This is a genomic window from Rhizobium sp. CAU 1783, assembly GCF_054551725.1.
Genome location: NZ_JBTOLM010000001.1, coordinates 442,589 through 460,720 on the forward strand (window position 1 = coordinate 442,589; position 18,132 = coordinate 460,720).

The following is an 18,132-nucleotide window of genomic DNA, read 5'->3' on the forward strand; positions in this document are numbered from 1 at the left end:
TCCTCTGCCCTCTATCGCATTGCCAATGACAAAAGCGCGCAAAGTGGGGCGCGGAAAACGGGAACCATGATGTCTATTCGTTTCAACTCCCTGTCCTCCAAAGTTATCGGGATATTTCTGCTGCTGACGGTCCTGTCGGTCGGGCTTCTCAACGTGCTCGCCTATTCGACGTCCAGCGCTGTGTTCGAGGATCAGGCCTATCAATCGATGAGCACCACGCTCACCTTCCGTGGCGACATCCTGAACGAACAGCTCGCGCAGCTCGAGAACCAGGCGACCTCGATCGCCAAGATCGAGAGCCTGCAGCAGGCGATCAGTGCGATGAAAAGCGGCTGGAACACGATCGTGAAGAATTCGGGCGACGCCCGGAAGGAACTGCGCGACGTCTTCATCACCAAGAACCCCAATCCGAACGAACTCGAAAAGCTGTTGAAGCCGGAAGGGCCGAGCGGCTTCTACTATTCGAGCCATGAAACCGTTCAGGGCCAGGTTGCCGGCTTCCTCAAGGACACGCAGTTCCGCGATCTGCTGATCGTCGACCAGACGGGCAATGTTATCTATTCCTACAAGAAGGGGGCGACCTTCGGTGAGAATGTCGCGGCCGGTCCGCTGGCCGAAACCGGTCTCGGCCGTGCCTTTGCCCGCAGTGTCGAAGAGGCGGGCAAGGCGGTCGAAGACGTGGCTCCGACACGCTTCTCGGGCTTGCGCGCCGGCAGCGATCCAGCGTCCCCCGACATCTATTTCGCCGTGCCAGTCGTCAAGTTCGGTGCGTTCAAGGGTGCCTTCCTGTTCCAGCTCAAGGACAGTGCCGTCGCCAACATCCTGTCGAAGGGCATCGCCAAGGACAGCGGCGAGCAGGTCGCAATCCTTTCGCAGGACGGCTCCGGCATCAGCCTTTCCGCGGATGGAAAGCTGACGGACATCTCGGCTGCTCCCTTCGGCTTTGCTGCGGACGCCATCAACGGCACGGATGTGGTCATGACGGATTTCGACCGCGCTGACGGTACCGCAAAGGCCTATGGGCGACCGGTTTCTTACGGGGGCGAGAAGTATCTCGTCGTCGAGAGCCTGACCCATGCCGAACTGGGCGCCGGCTCATGGCATATCGCCTCGACGCTTGCCATCACGGCGCTGGTCGTGCTGACGGTCATGGCGATTGCGACCGGCTACCTGACAGGGCGCCTGTTTGCGCCGCTTGCTCGCCTCGCAACCGTCACCGGGGATGTCGCCAACGGCAAGCTCGACACGCCCGTCGCGAACCAGGAGCGCCGAGACGAAATCGGCACCATGGCGAAATCGCTGGAGCGCTTCCGTCTCGGCCTGATCGAACAGAAGGATCTAGAAGCCCAAACGCGCAGCGAGCGCGAGCGTGCCGACGTCGAGCGTCGCCAGCGCATGTCCGAGCGTGAGGCCGAGGCGCAAAGCCTGCAGCAGGTGGTCTCGGCACTCGACGAGGGGCTCGAGCGGCTCGCCCGAGGGGATCTCGCCTTCAATATCCGCCAGCCTTTCCCGGCAGAACTCGAAACGCTGCGCCAGAACTTCAACAAGGCACTTTCGACGCTCGGCAACACCCTGTCTGGTATCGGCGGGAACTCGATTGCGGTGCGCGAAGGGGCGGAAGAAATGCGTTCCGGTGCCGACCAGCTCGCCGAGCGCACCGAGCGTCAGGCGGCCGCCCTCACCGAGACGGCCAGCGCGATCAAGGCCATCACGGATGGCGTTCGGACCCAGATCGCCCGTGCCGAGGATGCCGAAAAGATCGCCCGCAATGCCAAGAACGACACCGAACAGTCGGGCCACATCATGCGCGAGACGATCGCCGCGATGGAAGCCATCCAGGGATCGTCGCAGGAGATCAACCAGATCATCGGCGTGATCGACGAGATCGCCTTCCAGACCAATCTTCTGGCGCTCAATGCCGGTGTCGAAGCGGCCCGTGCGGGCGAAAGCGGCAAGGGCTTTGCCGTGGTCGCCCAGGAAGTGCGTGAACTTGCCCAGCGTTCGGCTGCGGCCGCCAAGCAGATTGCCGGCCTTCTTGCCAAATCGACCACCGAGGTCGAGCATGGCGTGACGCTGGTCGAAAAGGCTGGTGCCGCCCTCCAGGGAATCGGCTCGCATGTGCTGGCGATCAACGGTCGCATCAGCGAAATCATGACCTCTACCCGCGACGAGGCCCAGACGCTTTCCGAGATCAACGGCTCGGTCAACCAGCTGGACGCGATGACCCAGCAGAACGCGGCCATGGTGGAAGAGACGACGGCGGCGATCCATCGTCTCGCCCAGGAGGCGACCGAAATGGACCAGCGGCTCGGTCAGTTCTCGCTCGGTGGCGCGTCAGCGAGCTTGGCCGCAGGGCAGGGGGCGGTCGACCTGCGACGCGCAGGCTGACGTCAACCGCCGCAGGTGGTCATATCGTCGATCGGGGGCCGGCGTGCGGACTGCACGCCGGCCCTTTTCGTCGGTCGATGGTCACACAGAGAATCGGTCACGCAAGTAAGATTTCCCGCGATGACTGCACCGTCGTGCGCAGGGTGAGCAACTCGTCCGTCGTTTGTGGAATTCGTCCTGCAAAACAAGGTAAACAGACGTAGTTAAGCGCGGCTTAACCTTTCTCCTTCATTATCCATGGCGATAGGAACATCGGCCGCGTCCGGCCCGTGCATCAACGATGGATTTTTGGAGTATCTTGCCATGAAGACGAGCCTTATCGCCGTGGCTGCCGTCCTGCTCGCCGGCACAGCAGCCCATTCTGCAGACATGTACCAGCCCGAGCCCGCACCGATCGAAGCGCCCGAAGTCGAAGTTGCAGAAGCCTCCGGCTGGTACCTGCGCGGCGATGCTGGCTATTCCTTCAACAAACTGCGCGGCGCCGAATATTTCCAGGGTTCGAATGGGAATCTCGTGGACTTCGAAGAGGCCGAACTGAAGAACAGCTTCACGCTCGGCGCCGGTGTCGGTTACCAGGTCAACAACTACCTGCGCACCGACCTGACCTTTGACTACATGTTCAAGTCGGACTTTGACGGTTCGACGGTCGGGCAGTGCGGCTCCCCGCTCGAGGCCTGCACGTCAACCGACGTGGCCGCAATGCGCGCCTATACTCTGATGGCCAACGCCTATGTTGATATCGGCAGCTACGGCATGGTCACCCCTTATGTCGGCGCCGGTATCGGCGGCTCCTATGTGAAGTGGGACAACCTGCGCAACACGGCCTGCCAGGACGATGGCGGCGGTTGCGACGGCGAAGTCGAACACGGCGGCGAAGGCAGCTGGCGTTTCGCGTATCAGTTGATGGCTGGTGCGTCGATCGACGTGACTTGCAACGTCAAGGCCGACGTCGGCTATCGCTTCCGCCACACGCTCGGCGGCGACATGTTCGGCTACAATTCGAATGGCGGCCCGGGCTATGACAAGGGCTTCTACAGCCATGAAGCCCATGTCGGTGCTCGCTACCTGTTCGGCGGTTGCGCCCAGCCGGTCGCCGCTTACGAGCCTCCGCCGCAGCCGCTCGTCTACAAATAATACAGTTCCGGATCGCAATGGAAGCCGCCCAATCAACGGGCGGCTTTTCGCGTTATGGGTGTATTTCGCGGCGTGCGTGGAATTCCGTGCGCGTCAAAAAATTTTCTGCCAGCGACATTTGATTTCTCTTGACGGCGGATTTGGACAGGCGTAGTTCCAGCGGCGGGACACCTCTCCCCAACGAGAGGCTAATTACCTGGAAGGGTATCTATATGGCTGATATCGTCGCCCCCGCCGCGCGTCCGGCGAATGCTCACTTTTCTTCTGGCCCCTGCTCGAAGCGCCCCGGTTGGTCGCTCGACGCTCTTGCCGATGCCCCGCTCGGTCGCTCGCACCGCGCCAAGGTTGGCAAGGCCAAGCTCAAGCAGGCCATCGACCTCACCCGCGAAATTCTGAATGTTCCGGCGGATTACCGCATCGGCATCGTTCCGGCCTCCGACACGGGCGCCGTTGAAATGGCCATGTGGTCGCTGCTCGGCGAACGCGGCATCGACATGCTCGCCTGGGAAAGCTTCGGCGCCGGCTGGGTCACCGATGTCGTCAAGCAGCTCAAGCTCAAGGACGTCCGCAAGTTCGAAGCGCCTTACGGCGAACTTCCGGACCTGGCGCAGGTCGATTTCGACCGTGACGTCGTCTTCACCTGGAACGGCACCACCTCGGGCGTCCGCGTTCCCAACGCCGACTTCATCCCGGCGGACCGCAAGGGTCTGACGATCTGCGACGCCACCAGCGCCGCCTTCGCCCAGGACATGGACTTCTCCAAGCTCGACGTCGCCACCTTCTCCTGGCAGAAGGTGCTGGGCGGCGAGGGCGGCCATGGCATGCTGATCCTATCGCCGCGCGCCGTCGAGCGCCTGGAGAGCTATGTTCCGGCCTGGCCGCTGCCAAAGATTTTCCGCATGACCAAGGGCGGCAAGCTTATCGAAGGTATCTTCACCGGCGAAACGATCAACACGCCGTCGATGCTCTGCGTCGAGGACTATATCGACGCGCTGCTCTGGGCCAAGTCGATCGGCGGCCTTACCGGCCTGATGGCTCGGGCGGATGCCAATGCCAAGGTGATCTTCGACTTCGTCGCGAAGAACGACTGGATCGCCAACCTGGCCAAGGTCGAGGCGACCCGTTCGAACACGTCGGTCTGCCTGACGATCGTCGATCCGGTGGTGCTTGCCCTCGATGCGGATGCGCAGGCCGCCTTCGCAAAGGGCATGGTCTCCGCACTCGACAAGGAAGGCATCGCCTTCGATATCGGCGCCTATCGCGATGCCCCGTCGGGCCTGCGAATCTGGGCCGGTGCCACGATCGAGACGGCCGACATGGAAGCCCTGATGCCGTGGCTGACCTACGCGTTCGAGAAGCAGAAGGCGTCTCTCGCCAAGGCCGCGGCCTGACAGCGAATTCCGGCTCCGTCGGCTTTCGGCGGAGCCCCAGCATTCCCATCATTTTCATCGAAACGAACTCTTTGAAGGAGGCCTCGTCATGGCACCTCGCGTTCTCGTATCCGACGAACTGTCGGAAACCGCCGTCCAGATTTTTCGCGATCGCGGCGTCGAAGTCGATTTCCAGCCGAAGCTCGGCAAGGACAAGGAAAAGCTCGCCGAGATCATCGGCAACTATGATGGTCTCGCCATCCGCTCGGCCACCAAGGCGACCGAAAAGCTGATCGCCGCCGCGACCAATCTCAAGGTCATCGGCCGCGCCGGTATCGGCGTCGACAATGTCGACATTCCCGCCGCTTCCAAGCGCGGTATCATCGTGATGAACACGCCGTTCGGCAATTCCATCACCACCGCGGAGCATGCCATCGCGCTGATGTTCGCCGTTGCCCGCCAGATCCCTGCCGCCGACGCCTCGACCCAGGCCGGCAAGTGGGAGAAGTCGAAGTTCATGGGTGTCGAGATCACCGGCAAGACGCTGGGCGTCATCGGCGCCGGCAATATCGGCTCGATCGTCTGCTCCCGCGCACTCGGCCTCAAGATGCATGTCCTCGCCTACGACCCGTTCCTGTCGAAGGAACGTGCCGAGGAGATGGGTGTCACCAAGGTGGAACTCGATGAACTGCTCGCCAAGGCCGACTTCATCACGCTTCACGTGCCGATGACCGACAAGACCCGCGGCATCCTCAGCAGGGAAGCGCTCGCCAAGACCAAGCCGGGCGTGCGCATCATCAACTGCGCCCGCGGTGGCCTCGTCGACGAGGCAGCCCTTGCCGATGCGATCAAGTCCGGTCATGTCGCCGGCGCCGGATTCGACGTGTTCGAAGTCGAGCCTGCGACCGAAAGCCCGCTCTTCGGCCTGCCGAACGTCGTCTGCACCCCGCACCTCGGCGCGTCCACCACGGAAGCCCAGGAAAACGTTGCGCTGCAGGTTGCCGAGCAGATGTCGGACTACCTCATCAAGGGTGCCGTATCGAACGCCATCAACATGCCGTCGATCACGGCGGAAGAAGCGCCGATCCTGAAGCCGTTCATCAAGCTTGCCGACGTGCTCGGCGCCTTTGTGGGCCAGGTCACGGAAAGCGCGATCAAGGAAATCGAGATCCTCTATGACGGCCAGACCGCGACGATGAACACCAAGGCGCTGACCTCGGCGCTGCTCGCCGGCCTGATCCGCCCGCAGGTGTCCGACGTCAACATGGTTTCGGCACCCGTGATGATCAAGGAAAAGGGGATCGTGCTTTCGGAAGTCAAGCGCGACAAGACCGGCGTCTATGACGGCTACATCAAGCTTACTGTCACGACGGAGAACCAGACGCGTTCGATCGCCGGTACCGTCTTCTCCGACGGCAAGCCGCGCTTCATCCAGATCAAGGGCATCAACATGGATGCCGACGTCGGTCAGAACATGATCTACATCTCGAACACCGACGTTCCGGGCATGATCGGCTTCATGGGCACCACGCTGGGCGAGGGCGGCGTCAACATCGCGAACTTCCAGCTCGGTCGCGACAAGCAGGGCGGCGACGCGATTGCGCTTCTTTATGTCGATGAGCCGATCAAGCAGGAAGTGCTCGACAAGCTGATCGCCCATTCGGCGATCCGCCAGGCGAAGCCGCTGGTCTTCGCCGTCGACTAAGCAAGCACTCTCCTCCCGAGAAAAGACCGAAAAGACCCGGCGAAGCCATCTTCGCCGGGTCTTTTACATGTGGCCTCATCAGGCGGACGGGCCGCGGTCGATCAGTTGGCCAGACCGATCTGCTTCATGAAGCTTTGGTTGTCCCAGAAGAGATATTCCTCATCCATGACGCCGTTCTTTGTCCAGTGGCCGAGCGTCGACATGCCGAGCTTGAAGGGCTTGCCGGTCGGCTCGATGAACTTGCCGTTGCCGATCGGCATGGGCTTGGTGAAGGTGCCTTCGAGGTAGCCGATGACGCCCGTCCATTCGCCGGAGCCGAACTTGACCGGATGCTGCTCGATGCGGGTGTCGGGCGCGAAGACGAACATCGGCTTTAGGGCTTCGATGTGGTCGTGCAGGCCCGTGGTGGTCGAGCCGTCGGGATAGTGCACCAGGATGTCCTTGGCATGGCTCTCGCCCAGGCGGTCCCACTTCTGGTGCGTGTAGACGTCGAAGTCGAGGGTGTCGAAGGTTTCGAGGTTCTTTGCGATCCTGGCTTCGTTCTGCTGGTACTTTGCGAGCTCTTCCATCAGGACGGGGACGGCCTTGGCGGCATCCTCGGCCTGGACGGAAGCGACGCCGGCGAAAAGGGCGGCGCCGGCAAGGGCGATGGCGATCAGGTTTCTCATTTCAATGTCTCCTTGGAGTTTGGGTTATGGGGGGCGTGATCAGGCGGAAAGCGGGAGCCAGGCCGGGGCAATCGCGGTGCCGAGGCCGGCGCCGTAGCCGATGTAGATGTTGAGGCCGGCGAGCGGCTCGAGGTAACGGGCATTCTTCAGCGGGCCGGCGTCGACGACGGCAAAGCCGATCGAACGGGCAAGCTCGCCGATGACCTGCTTGGCGGCAGCATCGTCCGAAGCGAGGAACACCGGGACCTGGTTGTCGCCGAGGCGGGGGCCGGCGGCCAGTAGCTGTGCGAAGATGGTGTTGAAGCCCTTGACCAGCGTGACGCCGGGAACGGCGGCGGCGATCTGTTCGGCGGCCGAGGTCGAGTGACCGATGGTCAGGCCCATGTAGTCTGCGGTCAGCGGGTTGGTGACGTCGACGACGATCTTGCCGGAGAGGTCGCCGAGCGACTTCAGGGCGTCAACGGCGGTGTCGAAACCGGTTGCAAGGATGATGACGTCGGCGGTAGCCGCGCTGGCGGCATTGCCGATGCCGGCGCCGCTTGCGTCGGCGAGTGCCGCGGCCTTGGCGGCATCGCGGCCGCTGACGGTGACAGAATGGCCGGCCTTGACCAGCTGGTTTGCGAAGCCGGAACCCATGTTGCCGGTGCCGATGATGGATACTTTCATGATCTTGTCCTCGTTGGTGGTTTCGATCTCGCCGGCCGCTTCGGCATCAGCGTTGGATTGATACGTATTTCGCTATTTCGACTTGAGAAATGGCCCAAAATGAAAGAGATTGTTGCGTTTCTCGTAATAATCGGGTGATGTATGGACATCGTCAGGGCCATGCAGGTGTTCAACGCGCTGGTCGATGGCGGAAGCTTCGTTGCAGCGGCGGAGCGGCTCGACACGTCGACGGCTGCAGTTTCCCGCCAGATCGCGGCGCTGGAGGAGCATCTCGGCGCCCGACTGCTTAACCGCACCACGCGGCGAACCTCGCTGACCGAGGCGGGGCTGGCCTTTCACGAGCGGTCGGGGCAGATCCTCGCCGACATCGAGGAGGCGGAGGCGATCGCGGGCGAGCATGCCGTCAATCCGTCGGGGCTGCTGCGCATCAGTGCGCCATTGTCCTTCGGGGTTCGCGCGCTGGGCGCGGTCCTGCCGGAGTTCCGGCGGCGCCATCCTGATCTGCGGCTCGATGTCGATCTCACCGACCGGGTGGTGGATCTCGCCCATGATGGGATCGACGTGGCGATCCGCATTGCCCAGGAGCCGAGCCCCAATCTGATCGCCCGGCGGATCGCACCGGTGCGCATGCTGGTCTGCGCTTCTCCGGGCTATTTCCGGACGCATGGGGTCCCGCAACGGCCGGGCGATCTCGCCGGCCATTCGGCGCTCAGCTATTCGTACCTGTCGTCAGGCGACAACTGGGCCTTCAAGAATGGGGCGGGCCAGGAGGAGGTCGTGAGGATGCAGCCCTGCGTGCATGCCAACAATGGTGACCTGCTTCGGCTTCTGGCGCTTTCGAACGGCGGGATCATCGTTCAGCCGGCCTTCATCGTCGCCGAGGACATTGCCGCCGGCAGGCTCCAGCAGATCCTGCCGGACTGGACGCTCGGCTCTTTCAACCTCTACGCCGTCTATCTCAGCCGGCGTTTTCTCTCGGCCAAGGTGCGGGTGTTCATCGACTTCCTGGCGACGGAAATCGGCAAGGCGGAGATCTGAGCGCTTCAGGGCCGCGAAGGGAGCCTTGCACCGCGGCCGTCAAAAAACGTGGTGATCAGGTGGTCGGCCCGTGCGACGTCGGGCTTCCGGCCGATCAGCCACAGATATCGCATCAAGATCGGACGGAAACATGTGGATTGAACGATGCGTTCGTGAGCGCGTCGGCGAAGCGCCTATCCTCGTCAATGGCCCATGCGCGCGACCTGCCAGGAACTTGACGCTTGCCAACTTGACGCAGGGGCGGCTTGTCGCATTGCCGACAGGACCACGAAGCCTATTTGTCTTGTGTCAGTTCCAGATTGGCAATTTCAGAAAGCAAGCGACATGTTCGAAACCTTCGATGCTCAGTTGCTGGCGCGCATCCAGTTCGCGTTCACGGTTTCTTTCCACATCATCTTTCCGGCCTTCTCGATCGGGCTTGCCAGCTACCTCGCGGTGCTCGAGGGCCTCTGGCTCTGGAAGAAGGACAAGGTCTATCTGGAGCTCTTCAACTTCTGGAAGACGATCTTCGCCGTCGCCTTTGGCATGGGTGTCGTCTCGGGCATCGTGATGTCCTATCAGTTCGGCACCAATTGGAGCGTCTTTTCCGACAAGGCGGGTCCGGTGATCGGACCGCTGATGGGCTACGAGGTGCTGACGGCCTTCTTTCTGGAAGCCGGCTTTCTCGGCGTCATGCTGTTCGGCTTGAAGCGGGTCGGCCCCGGCCTCCATTACCTCGCCACCTGCATGGTGGCACTCGGCACGCTGATCTCCGCCACCTGGATCCTCGCGGTCAATTCGTGGATGCAGACGCCCGCGGGCTTCGCGGTCAACGCGGTTGGGCAGTTCGTGCCCGTCGACTGGTGGGCGATCGTCTTCAATCCGTCCTTCCCCTATCGCCTCGTGCACATGGTCATCGCCGCCTATCTGACGACCGCCTTCGTTGTCGGCGGGGTGGGGGCATGGCACCTCCTGCGCAGGACGGCGCCGCGCCGGGCCGGGGTGATGTTCTCCATGGCGATGTGGATGGCGGCGATCGTCGCGCCGATCCAAATTATGGCCGGCGACGCCCATGGCCTCAACACGCTGGAACACCAGCCGGCCAAGGTCATGGCCATGGAAGGCCATTTCGACAGCCATCAGGACGGCGCGCCGCTGATCCTCTTCGGCCTGCCCAACCAGGCCGAAAAGCGGGTCGACTATGCGATCGAGATACCCAAGCTCTCCAGCCTGATCCTGAAGCACAGCCTGGATGCCCCGCTTGCCGGGCTCGACACGATCGACGACGACAAGGAGCCGCCGGTCGCGGTGGTGTTCTGGTCGTTCCGTGTCATGGTGGGGCTCGGCTTCGCCATGCTCGGCGTTGGACTGTGGAGCCTGTGGTGCCGTTACCGCGGCAGGCTGCGCGACTGTTCCGCCCTGCATCGGGTGGCCGTGCTGATGGCGCCGTCGGGCTTCGTCGCGGTGCTTGCCGGGTGGATCACCACCGAGGTCGGACGCCAGCCCTACACGATCTATGGCCATCTCCTGACGGCGGATTCGATCTCGCCGATCGCTGCGCCAGCGGTCGCGGCCTCGCTGATCGCCTTCATCATCGTCTATTTCCTCGTCTTCGGGGCGGGCACCTTCTACATCCTGAGGCTGATGGCGCGGCTGCCGCGCGATCCGATGCCCGATCTCGACGATGGCCCCGTCCGCGCATCCGGCATCACGCCCGTGGTTCAGACTGCCGAAGGAGGCAAGCATGGCCATTGATCTCGCTTTCATCTGGGCCGCCATCATCGCCTTTGCGGTGCTTGCCTATGTCATCCTCGACGGTTTCGACCTCGGTGTCGGCATCCTCTTTCCGTTCTTTCCCGAAAAGCACGACCGCGACCAGATGATGAACTCGGTGGCGCCGGTGTGGGACGGCAACGAAACCTGGCTGGTGCTCGGCGGCGGAGGACTGATGGCGGTCTTTCCGCTCGCCTATGCGACGATCCTGCCGGCCCTTTATGCGCCGCTGATCGCCATGCTGCTCGGTCTGATCTTCCGTGGCGTTGCCTTCGAATACCGCTGGCGGACGCGGCGCGCAGAGCACCTGTGGAACTTTGCCTTTGCCGGGGGCTCGATCCTTGCCGCCTTTTCGCAAGGCATCGCGCTTGGCGCTCTCGTTCAGGGCGTTCCGGTCGAGGACCGCGCCTATGTCGGCGGCTGGTGGGACTGGCTGACGCCGTTTTCGATTGCCACCGGTTTTGCGCTGCTGATCGGCTACGGCCTGCTCGGTGCGACCTGGCTGGTGATGAAGTCGACAGGGCCGCTCGCCGAAAAGGCGCGGCGGATCGCCGGCGGGGCTGCGGTCGCGACGGTTGCCGCGATGGGCGCCTTCAGCCTGTGGACGCCGTGGCTCGAGCCGCTCTATCTCGAGCGCTGGTTCGGCTATCCGACGGCGATCTTCTCGTTCGTCGTGCCTCTCCTGGTGCTCGTCTGCCTGCTCGTCATTCTCAACGGCCTGCGATCGGGACGAGACGTTCTGCCCTTCGTCGCCTCGCTCGGGCTGTTCGTGCTCGGCTATGCGGGCATCGGCATCAGCTTCTATCCCTATATCGTGCCGGGTTCGCTGACGATCTGGGATGCCGCGGCGCCGCCGGAAAGCCTCGCCTTCCTGCTGGTCGGTGCGGTCGTGCTGGTGCCGATCATTCTCTGCTACACGGCCTATGCCTACTGGGTGTTCCGCGGCAAGGTCGATCCGGAGGAGGGGTATCACTGATGGCTGAGGAGAAACTTGCCAAGCGACTCGGCTGGTTCGCCGGCCTGTGGCTTCTTGGTGTTCTTTCGGTCGGTGCGGTCGCGATGGTCATCAAGCTGTCGCTCGGCGCGTGAGCGCGACGGATGGCGCGATTGTGATCGCAAAACCGGCACTCGTGACTTCAAAACTTCGCGAGCCGTCGCCATATGAAGACGCAACGGACGTTTCGTCCGACGGCAGTCACGCAGTGAGGAGATGAAATGCGGCGCTACGGCAAGTTTCTTGGAATTCTGGCAATCGGTCTGGCGACCATGCTGACGGTTGCGGATTTCGCCGAGGCCCGGCGGGCGAGCGGCGGCTTCGGCAGCCGTGGCACGCGCACCTTCTCGACGCCCTCCACCACCCGGACCGCCCCCGCGCCGGCAGCCCCGATCGAGCGCAGCATGACGCCGCGGACGAACGGCACGCAGCAGCCGGGCACGACCCAGACCAATACCGGCTTCAACCGGCCGGGCGGCCTGTTCGGCGGGCTTGCCGGCGGTCTGATGGGCGGTCTTCTGATGGGCGGCCTGTTCGGCATGCTGATGGGGTCCGGCTTCGGCGGCGGTTTCGGCTTCCTCGGAATGCTCCTGCAGATCGTGCTGGTCGTGGTTCTGGTTCGTTTCGCCATGCGCATGTTCGGAAATCGCCAGACGGCGATGTCCGGCGCGGGCGCCGGCCCGTCGGCCCGCAACAATGCAGGCGCCGGTCCGGGCTTCGAAATTCCGCGCATGGGAAGCGGCTTTCCGCTCGGCGGCGCATCACCATCGGCTGCGAAGCCGTCGGCCATGAAGGCTGGCGATGAAATCGGCGTCGGCCAGGTCGATCTCGACCGTTTCGAAGGACTCCTGAAGGACATGCAGGCGGCCTATGCGGCCGAGGACTATTCGGCCCTTCGCCGGATCACCACACCGGAGGCGATGTCCTATCTCGCCGAGGAACTGAGCGAAAACGCCACCAAGGGCGTCAAGAACGAGGTGCGTGACGTCCATCTGGTGCAGGGCGATGTCGCGGAAGCCTGGCGCGAGGGCAATGTCGACTACGCGACGGTGGCGATGCGCTACGAGAGCATCGACTATCTGCGCGACCGTACGACCGGCGCGATCGTCAGCGGCGATTCGGAGAACCTGTCGGAATCCACCGAAGTCTGGACCTTCGTCCGCCGGCCGGGAACGGATTGGCAGATTTCGGCGATCCAGGCGGTCGGATCGCCCGAATAAGGGCAAGAGCCACAGTCATTTCGACAGAAACGAAGAAGGCAGAACGCTCGCGTTCTGCCTTCTTCGATTCGAGGATACGCGTATTAGGACGAATGCCCGCAGGCCGTCAGTTCGGGCAGTCCTTCAACTGGCGGGCATAGGTATAGGTTATGTCCGTGAAGCGCTTGGCGCCCTGCAGCGCTTCCCGATTGTTCCGCCAGCTGCCACGGGTATAGCCGGCATGGCCGGAGTGATAGGCGAGATAGAGCTGGTAGGGCTCGTTAAGCGGGATGCCGTTCTTTTCCGCCGTCTGGCGATGATACCAGCCGATGAACTGCATCGCATCGGCAAAGTCGGTGCGGCGGGCGGTATAGCGGCCGGTCTCGCGCTGGTAGCGGTCCCAGGTGCCGTCGAGCGCCTGCGAATAGCCGTAGGCGGTGGACTTGCGCTTCCAGGGGATGAAGCCGAGCAGCTTGGTCCGCGGAGGCTTGGCGTCGTGGCGGAAGCCGGATTCCGTGTAGATCGTCGCCATCAGGATCGGCACCGGAACGCCGTATTCCCGCTCGGTCTTCTCGGCTGCGCGCCGCCAGTTGTTGAACAGGCCGTCGCGCTGTTCGAAGATCGCGCAGGCGTTCTTCGTCTGGCTCGGCGGCTTGGCGCAAGCGGTCAGCAACAGCATGACGCTGAGGGTGGAGACAAGGGCGGTACGCATGACAAAGACCTCGCTTGGAGCGCCCAGTCTATTCCTTAAAATTTAATGAAAAGTTGCCGGACCTTTATGGGTGCAGGCAGGGGCGAGTGTCTGTGATCAGGAGGAACTGCCACAGCGGCAAATGCCTCTCGGATCGTTTCATCATCTTGTCTTGAGAGAGAGAGTTGGTAGCGGGAGGCGGACTTGAACCGCCGACCTTGGGGTTATGAATCCCACGCTCTAACCACCTGAGCTACCCCGCCACACATCGCGAAGGCCTGCTGAAAAGCGGAGCCGTCCGAAGCGATGGGCGGCTTATAAGGCGATGATCCTGCCAGTGTCAAGCGCGAGGTCAGCAAAAACCTAAGCGCTTCTGTGGACTTGGCCGATCGCCGCCGATCAGGCCGCAACCGGGCTTGCGAGCAGGGCCTTCAGCTGGCTTTCCGCATCGGCCGCGCGCTCGGAGCGATCGATGAAACCGCCGCCGTAGACGCGGGCGTCCGCACCGGGGGCGGAGTAGAGCACGCAGGCCTGGCCGGGTGCGATTCCGGCTTCGCCGATTTCCAGATCGACATACACACCGTTTTCGTCGGCGCGCAGCATGGCCGGGGCCGGCGGGCGCGTCGAGCGGACCTTGGCGAAGCAGGCAAAGCCGTCGCGGGCCATGTCCTGAAGCGGTGCGTCACCCAGCCAGTTGATGTCGCGCAGATAGACGCGATGAGTTTCCAGCGCCTCGCGCGGGCCGACGATCACGCGGCGCGAGCGGGCGTCGAGATAGACCACGTAAAGCGGTTCGCCGGTCGCGACACCCAAGCCTTTCCGCTGGCCGATCGTGTAATGAAGGATGCCCTCATGGGTTCCGAGAACGCGGCCGTCGAGATGGACGATCTCGCCGCCCAGCGCCGAATCCGGACGGAGCTTGGTGATGATGTCGGCATACTTGCCCTGCGGCACGAAGCAGATGTCCTGGCTGTCGGCCTTCTGGGCGACGACGAGGCCCATGTCTTCGGCCAGCACGCGGACCTCTGCCTTCGACATGGCGCCGAGCGGGAAACGCAGATAGTCGATCTGCTCCTGCGTGGTGGCGAAGAGAAAGTAGCTCTGGTCGCGTTCGCTGTCGATCGGACGGAAGAGGGCGCGGTGTCCCGGATCGTCCGGCAGCGGGACGGCCTTCGAGCGGATGTAGTGGCCGGTCGCCAGCGCGTCGGCGCCGAGCTCGCGGGCGGTCGCCAGAAGATCGGCGAACTTGACCGTCTGGTTGCAGGCGACGCAGGGGATCGGCGTCTCGCCCGCGAAATAGCTTTCCATGAAGGGATTGATGACGGTGTCGCGAAAACGCTGTTCGTAGTCGAGGACGTAATGCGGAATGCCGAGCGTTTCGCAGACGCGGCGGGCATCGTCGATGTCCTGTCCGGCGCAGCAGGAACCGGCGCGGTGGACGGCGGCGCCGTGATCATAGAGCTGCAGCGTGATGCCGAGGACGTCGTAGCCTTCGCGTTTCAGCAGGCCGGCGACGACCGAGGAGTCGACCCCGCCCGACATGGCGACGACGACGCGCGTATCTTCCGGCTTCTTGTCAAAATCCAGCGTGTTCACGGGCTTTTCCGTCAATCTGATGCGTTTGCGAGGCGAGGTACGGAGCGCCGTTCCACCATTGACGGCATGCCGGCATGGGATTTGGGCAAATTGCAGTCCGTCGACCAGTCAGGCCTCGACCTTATTGTTGACGGATATAGAAAGGATTGCCGTTCCACGCAAGGGGCGCCGATTCGCGGTGCTGTCATGGCGGGTATGAAGGAGGCGCACGCAAGATGGCGAATGGTCTGAAGCTCACGGCTGTCGAGGATGTCTTTACGGTCGCCGGCACGTTTACGATCTCGCGCGGGTCGCGCACCGAGATCCGGGTGGTGACGGTGACACTTTCGGACGGCGCGCATGAGGGGCGGGGCGAGTGCGTGCCCTATGCGCGCTACGGCGAAACCGTCGGCGGGGTGATCGACACCATTCTCGGAACCGCGAAGGATCTTGAAAACGGTCTCGACCGGCTGGCGCTTCAGACAAGGCTGCCCGGTGGCGCGGCGCGCAATGCGCTCGACTGCGCCTTCTGGGATCTCGAGGCCAAACGCGCCGGAAAGCCGGTCTGGGAGATCGCCGGCCTTGCCGCGCCCCGGTCCATAGAGACCGCGTTCACGCTTTCGCTGGACACCCCGGAGAACATGCGGGAGGCAGCGGCGAAGAATGCGCATCGGCCGCTTCTCAAGGTCAAGCTCGGGACCGATGACGACCTCGGCCGCATCGAGGCAGTGCGGTCCGGTGCGCCGAATGCCCGCATCATCGTCGATGCCAACGAGGGATGGACCGTCGAGCAGTATCAGGCGCTCGCGCCGACGCTCGTCCGGCTCGGCGTCGCGCTGGTGGAACAGCCACTGCCGGCTGGCCAGGACGATGCCCTGAGCCGGATCGAACGCGTCCTGCCGATCTGCGCCGACGAGAGCTGTCACGACCGGGCGTCTCTGGGCAAGCTTGCCGGCAAGTATGACGCGATCAACATCAAGCTCGACAAGACCGGCGGGCTCACCGAGGCCCTGCTGATGCGCGACGCGGCGGTGGCCGCCGGTTTCGACATCATGGTCGGCTGCATGCTCGGCACTTCGCTTGCGATGGCACCGGCTTTTCTGGTGGCGCAAGGGGCGAGCTTTGCCGATCTCGACGGGCCGCTGCTGCTTGCCGCCGATCGCCAACCGCCGATCCGCTATGACGGATCGATCATGCACGTGTCGGAACCGGCACTTTGGGGATGAGTTCAGCCGCGCGGTTTCTGCGGCCGCGTGTTCTCTTTCGGCTGTGAGGCTGCCTTCGCCGCGGCCGGACCATTGGTTGCCAGCCAGATCACATGCCGCGCGCCGCGTTTGCGGCCCGCGCGGATATGCTCTTCCTTGACGTCAAAGCCAATCGTCGACAGCCTGCGCGTGAAGCCCTGGTCGGGTCCTTGGGACCAGACGGCGAGGACGCCTTTCGGGCGTAGCGCGGCTTTTGCGGCGCGCAGGCCGGCATAATCGTAGAGCCCGTCATTGGATTCGCGCGTCAGCCCTTCCGGGCCGTTGTCGACGTCGAGCAGGATGGCGTCGAAAGTGGCGCGCGAGCGTTCGATCAGCGTGGCGACATCGCCCACATGCACTGTGACGCGCGGATCGTCGAGCGAGCCCCTGAAGACTTCGGCCATCGGACCGCGCGCCCAGGCGACCACCGCCGGCACAAGCTCGGCCACCGTGATCCTGGCGTCGGCCGGAAGGACGGAGAGTGCGGCGCGCAAGGTGAAGCCCATGCCGAGGCCGCCGATCAGCACATGCGGCCGCTGCCGCTCCTTGATGCGTTCCCAGGCGAGGGTCGCAAGCGCCTCCTCGGAGCCGCTGAGGCGGCTGTTCATCAGCTCGTTGGTGCCGAGCATGATGGAAAACTCGGTGCCGCGCTGCTTTAGGCGCAGTTCGCCGCCCCCACCGGGAATGCTGGCGGCATCAAGCTGAATCCAGGGGAGCATGGCGATCTTCCGGAGGTCGTGAATGAAGCGCCCTCGTATCACGACGAAGACGGCGAGTTCAATCTTCCGACGGCGGCGACATGTTCTGCCGGACAACGCGCCTTCCGGTCTTGCCGCGCTCATATATCTGTCGTTAGTGTTGTCAGACAACTACGGCGGCCGAAGGCGCCCAGTCAAATTTCAAAGAGAGAGTTTTTTCCATGCCCGCACCGATCAACAGCTTCAAGCAGGCCATCCAGACGGGTGATCGCACCCTTTTCGGTCTCTGGGTCGCCTTTGCGAGCCCGCATGCCGCGGAGGTTTCGGCGGGGTCGGGCTTCGACTGGATCCTGATCGATGCGGAGCATGGCCCGAACGACATTCCGCTTCTGGCCGCCCAGCTTGCGGCCGTTTCCCGCCATCCAGCCCATCCGATGGTCCGGCTTCCGGCCGGCGAGACGTGGATGATCAAGCAGGCGCTCGACATCGGCGCGCAATCCCTGCTGATCCCGATGGTGGAAACCGGCGAGGAAGCGCTTCGCCTTTCGCGCGCCTGCCGCTATCCCCCCTTCGGCATTCGCGGCATGGGGGCGGGGCTCGGACGCGCTTCCGATTTCGGCCGCATCGGCGACTATGTCGCGACGGCCGACGAGCAGATCTGCCTGATCGTACAGATCGAAAGCCAGCTCGGGATCGCCAATGCCGAGGCGATCGTCACGACGGAAGGGGTCGACGGCGTGCTGATCGGCCCGGCCGATCTTGCCGCCGACATGGGCCATACCGGCAATTCTGGCCATCCCGACGTCATGGCGGCGGTCGATGGCCTCATCCGCAAGATCGTCGCGCTCGGGAAACCGGCCGGCATCATGACCACCGATCCCGCCATGATCCGGCTGGCCCGCGATGCCGGCGCCTGCTTCATCGCGGTCGGCAGCGACGTCGGCCTGCTGGCGAAGGGGGCGGCCAACCTGCTCGCCGAATCGAAGGCGCTCTGAGGCGCCCCGAGCGCT

General features: G+C 63.5%; 16 protein-coding genes and 1 tRNA gene. 11 read left to right on the forward strand and 6 right to left on the reverse strand.

Annotation, left to right across the window (positions count from 1 at the left end; translation table 11 throughout):
• The first annotated feature begins 69 nt into the window (after positions 1 to 69).
• The 4 genes from ACX93L_RS01950 to serA all read left to right on the forward strand — a co-directional run bounded on the left by ACX93L_RS01950 (position 70) and on the right by serA (position 6,597).
• A complete protein-coding gene (locus tag ACX93L_RS01950) occupies positions 70 to 2,388 on the forward strand; it encodes a methyl-accepting chemotaxis protein (RefSeq protein ID WP_459404125.1) in 2,319 nt (772 codons plus the stop codon).
• Positions 2,389 to 2,691: 303 nt separating this feature from the next.
• Positions 2,692 to 3,522: an outer membrane protein gene (locus ACX93L_RS01955; protein ID WP_459403275.1), complete on the forward strand. Its 831-nt coding sequence runs from the start codon at positions 2,692 to 2,694 to the stop codon at positions 3,520 to 3,522.
• Positions 3,523 to 3,734: 212 nt separating this feature from the next.
• Complete coding sequence (locus tag ACX93L_RS01960) at positions 3,735 to 4,913, forward strand: phosphoserine transaminase (protein ID WP_459403276.1); 1,179 nt, start codon at positions 3,735 to 3,737, stop codon at positions 4,911 to 4,913.
• Positions 4,914 to 5,001: 88 nt separating this feature from the next.
• Positions 5,002 to 6,597: a phosphoglycerate dehydrogenase gene (gene serA / locus ACX93L_RS01965; protein ID WP_459403277.1), complete on the forward strand. Its 1,596-nt coding sequence runs from the start codon at positions 5,002 to 5,004 to the stop codon at positions 6,595 to 6,597.
• 101 nt (positions 6,598 to 6,698) lie between these two features.
• Here the strand turns inward: serA and ACX93L_RS01970 are convergent, their stop codons facing one another.
• The gene (locus ACX93L_RS01970) at positions 6,699 to 7,265 is read right to left on the reverse strand and encodes an ester cyclase (RefSeq protein WP_459403278.1); all 567 of its coding nucleotides are present in this window, start codon (positions 7,263 to 7,265) and stop codon (positions 6,699 to 6,701) included.
• Positions 7,266 to 7,304: 39 nt separating this feature from the next.
• Positions 7,305 to 7,931 carry an NADPH-dependent F420 reductase gene (locus tag ACX93L_RS01975; protein ID WP_459403279.1) on the reverse strand — a complete coding sequence of 209 codons (627 nt, stop codon included), beginning with the start codon at positions 7,929 to 7,931 and terminating at the stop codon, positions 7,305 to 7,307.
• A gap of 141 nt (positions 7,932 to 8,072) precedes the next feature.
• Here ACX93L_RS01975 and ACX93L_RS01980 point away from each other — a divergent pair, with 141 nt between their 5' ends.
• The 5 genes from ACX93L_RS01980 (at position 8,073) to ACX93L_RS02000 (ending at position 12,935) form a co-directional block, all read left to right on the forward strand.
• Positions 8,073 to 8,969 (forward strand): LysR family transcriptional regulator, encoded by an 897-nt coding sequence (locus ACX93L_RS01980; protein WP_459403280.1) that lies wholly within the window; start codon positions 8,073 to 8,075, stop codon positions 8,967 to 8,969.
• Positions 8,970 to 9,293: 324 nt separating this feature from the next.
• The gene (locus tag ACX93L_RS01985) at positions 9,294 to 10,703 is read left to right on the forward strand and encodes a cytochrome ubiquinol oxidase subunit I (RefSeq protein ID WP_459403281.1); all 1,410 of its coding nucleotides are present in this window, start codon (positions 9,294 to 9,296) and stop codon (positions 10,701 to 10,703) included.
• Positions 10,693 to 11,697, forward strand: coding sequence for a cytochrome d ubiquinol oxidase subunit II (cydB, locus tag ACX93L_RS01990; RefSeq protein WP_459403282.1), 1,005 nt, complete (start codon positions 10,693 to 10,695; stop codon positions 11,695 to 11,697). The genes ACX93L_RS01985 and cydB overlap by 11 nt, the downstream gene beginning before the upstream one ends.
• Complete coding sequence (locus ACX93L_RS01995; protein ID WP_459403283.1) at positions 11,697 to 11,810, forward strand: DUF2474 family protein; 114 nt, start codon at positions 11,697 to 11,699, stop codon at positions 11,808 to 11,810. Before cydB ends, ACX93L_RS01995 begins: the two co-directional genes overlap by 1 nt.
• 126 nt (positions 11,811 to 11,936) lie before the next feature.
• Complete coding sequence (locus tag ACX93L_RS02000; RefSeq protein WP_459403284.1) at positions 11,937 to 12,935, forward strand: Tim44 domain-containing protein; 999 nt, start codon at positions 11,937 to 11,939, stop codon at positions 12,933 to 12,935.
• A gap of 106 nt (positions 12,936 to 13,041) precedes the next feature.
• Here ACX93L_RS02000 and ACX93L_RS02005 read toward each other — a convergent pair whose 3' ends face one another.
• From ACX93L_RS02005 to mnmA, 3 genes are all read right to left on the reverse strand, one after another.
• Positions 13,042 to 13,626: a transglycosylase SLT domain-containing protein gene (locus tag ACX93L_RS02005; RefSeq protein ID WP_459403285.1), complete on the reverse strand. Its 585-nt coding sequence runs from the start codon at positions 13,624 to 13,626 to the stop codon at positions 13,042 to 13,044.
• A gap of 165 nt (positions 13,627 to 13,791) precedes the next feature.
• A tRNA-Met gene (locus tag ACX93L_RS02010) sits at positions 13,792 to 13,868 on the reverse strand.
• Positions 13,869 to 14,004: 136 nt separating this feature from the next.
• Positions 14,005 to 15,201 (reverse strand): tRNA 2-thiouridine(34) synthase MnmA, encoded by a 1,197-nt coding sequence (gene mnmA / locus ACX93L_RS02015; RefSeq protein ID WP_459403286.1) that lies wholly within the window; start codon positions 15,199 to 15,201, stop codon positions 14,005 to 14,007.
• A gap of 215 nt (positions 15,202 to 15,416) precedes the next feature.
• On the opposite strand from mnmA, the gene dgcA reads away from it, so the two are divergent.
• Positions 15,417 to 16,406: an N-acetyl-D-Glu racemase DgcA gene (gene dgcA, locus ACX93L_RS02020; RefSeq protein WP_459403287.1), complete on the forward strand. Its 990-nt coding sequence runs from the start codon at positions 15,417 to 15,419 to the stop codon at positions 16,404 to 16,406.
• Positions 16,407 to 16,408: 2 nt separating this feature from the next.
• Here the strand turns inward: dgcA and ACX93L_RS02025 are convergent, their stop codons facing one another.
• Positions 16,409 to 17,143, reverse strand: a complete 735-nt coding sequence (locus tag ACX93L_RS02025) for a spermidine synthase (RefSeq protein ID WP_459403288.1) — start codon at positions 17,141 to 17,143, stop codon at positions 16,409 to 16,411.
• A 200-nt stretch (positions 17,144 to 17,343) separates the two neighbouring features.
• Here ACX93L_RS02025 and ACX93L_RS02030 point away from each other — a divergent pair, with 200 nt between their 5' ends.
• The gene (locus ACX93L_RS02030; RefSeq protein WP_459403289.1) at positions 17,344 to 18,117 is read left to right on the forward strand and encodes an HpcH/HpaI aldolase family protein; all 774 of its coding nucleotides are present in this window, start codon (positions 17,344 to 17,346) and stop codon (positions 18,115 to 18,117) included.
• Positions 18,118 to 18,132 lie beyond the last annotated feature (15 nt).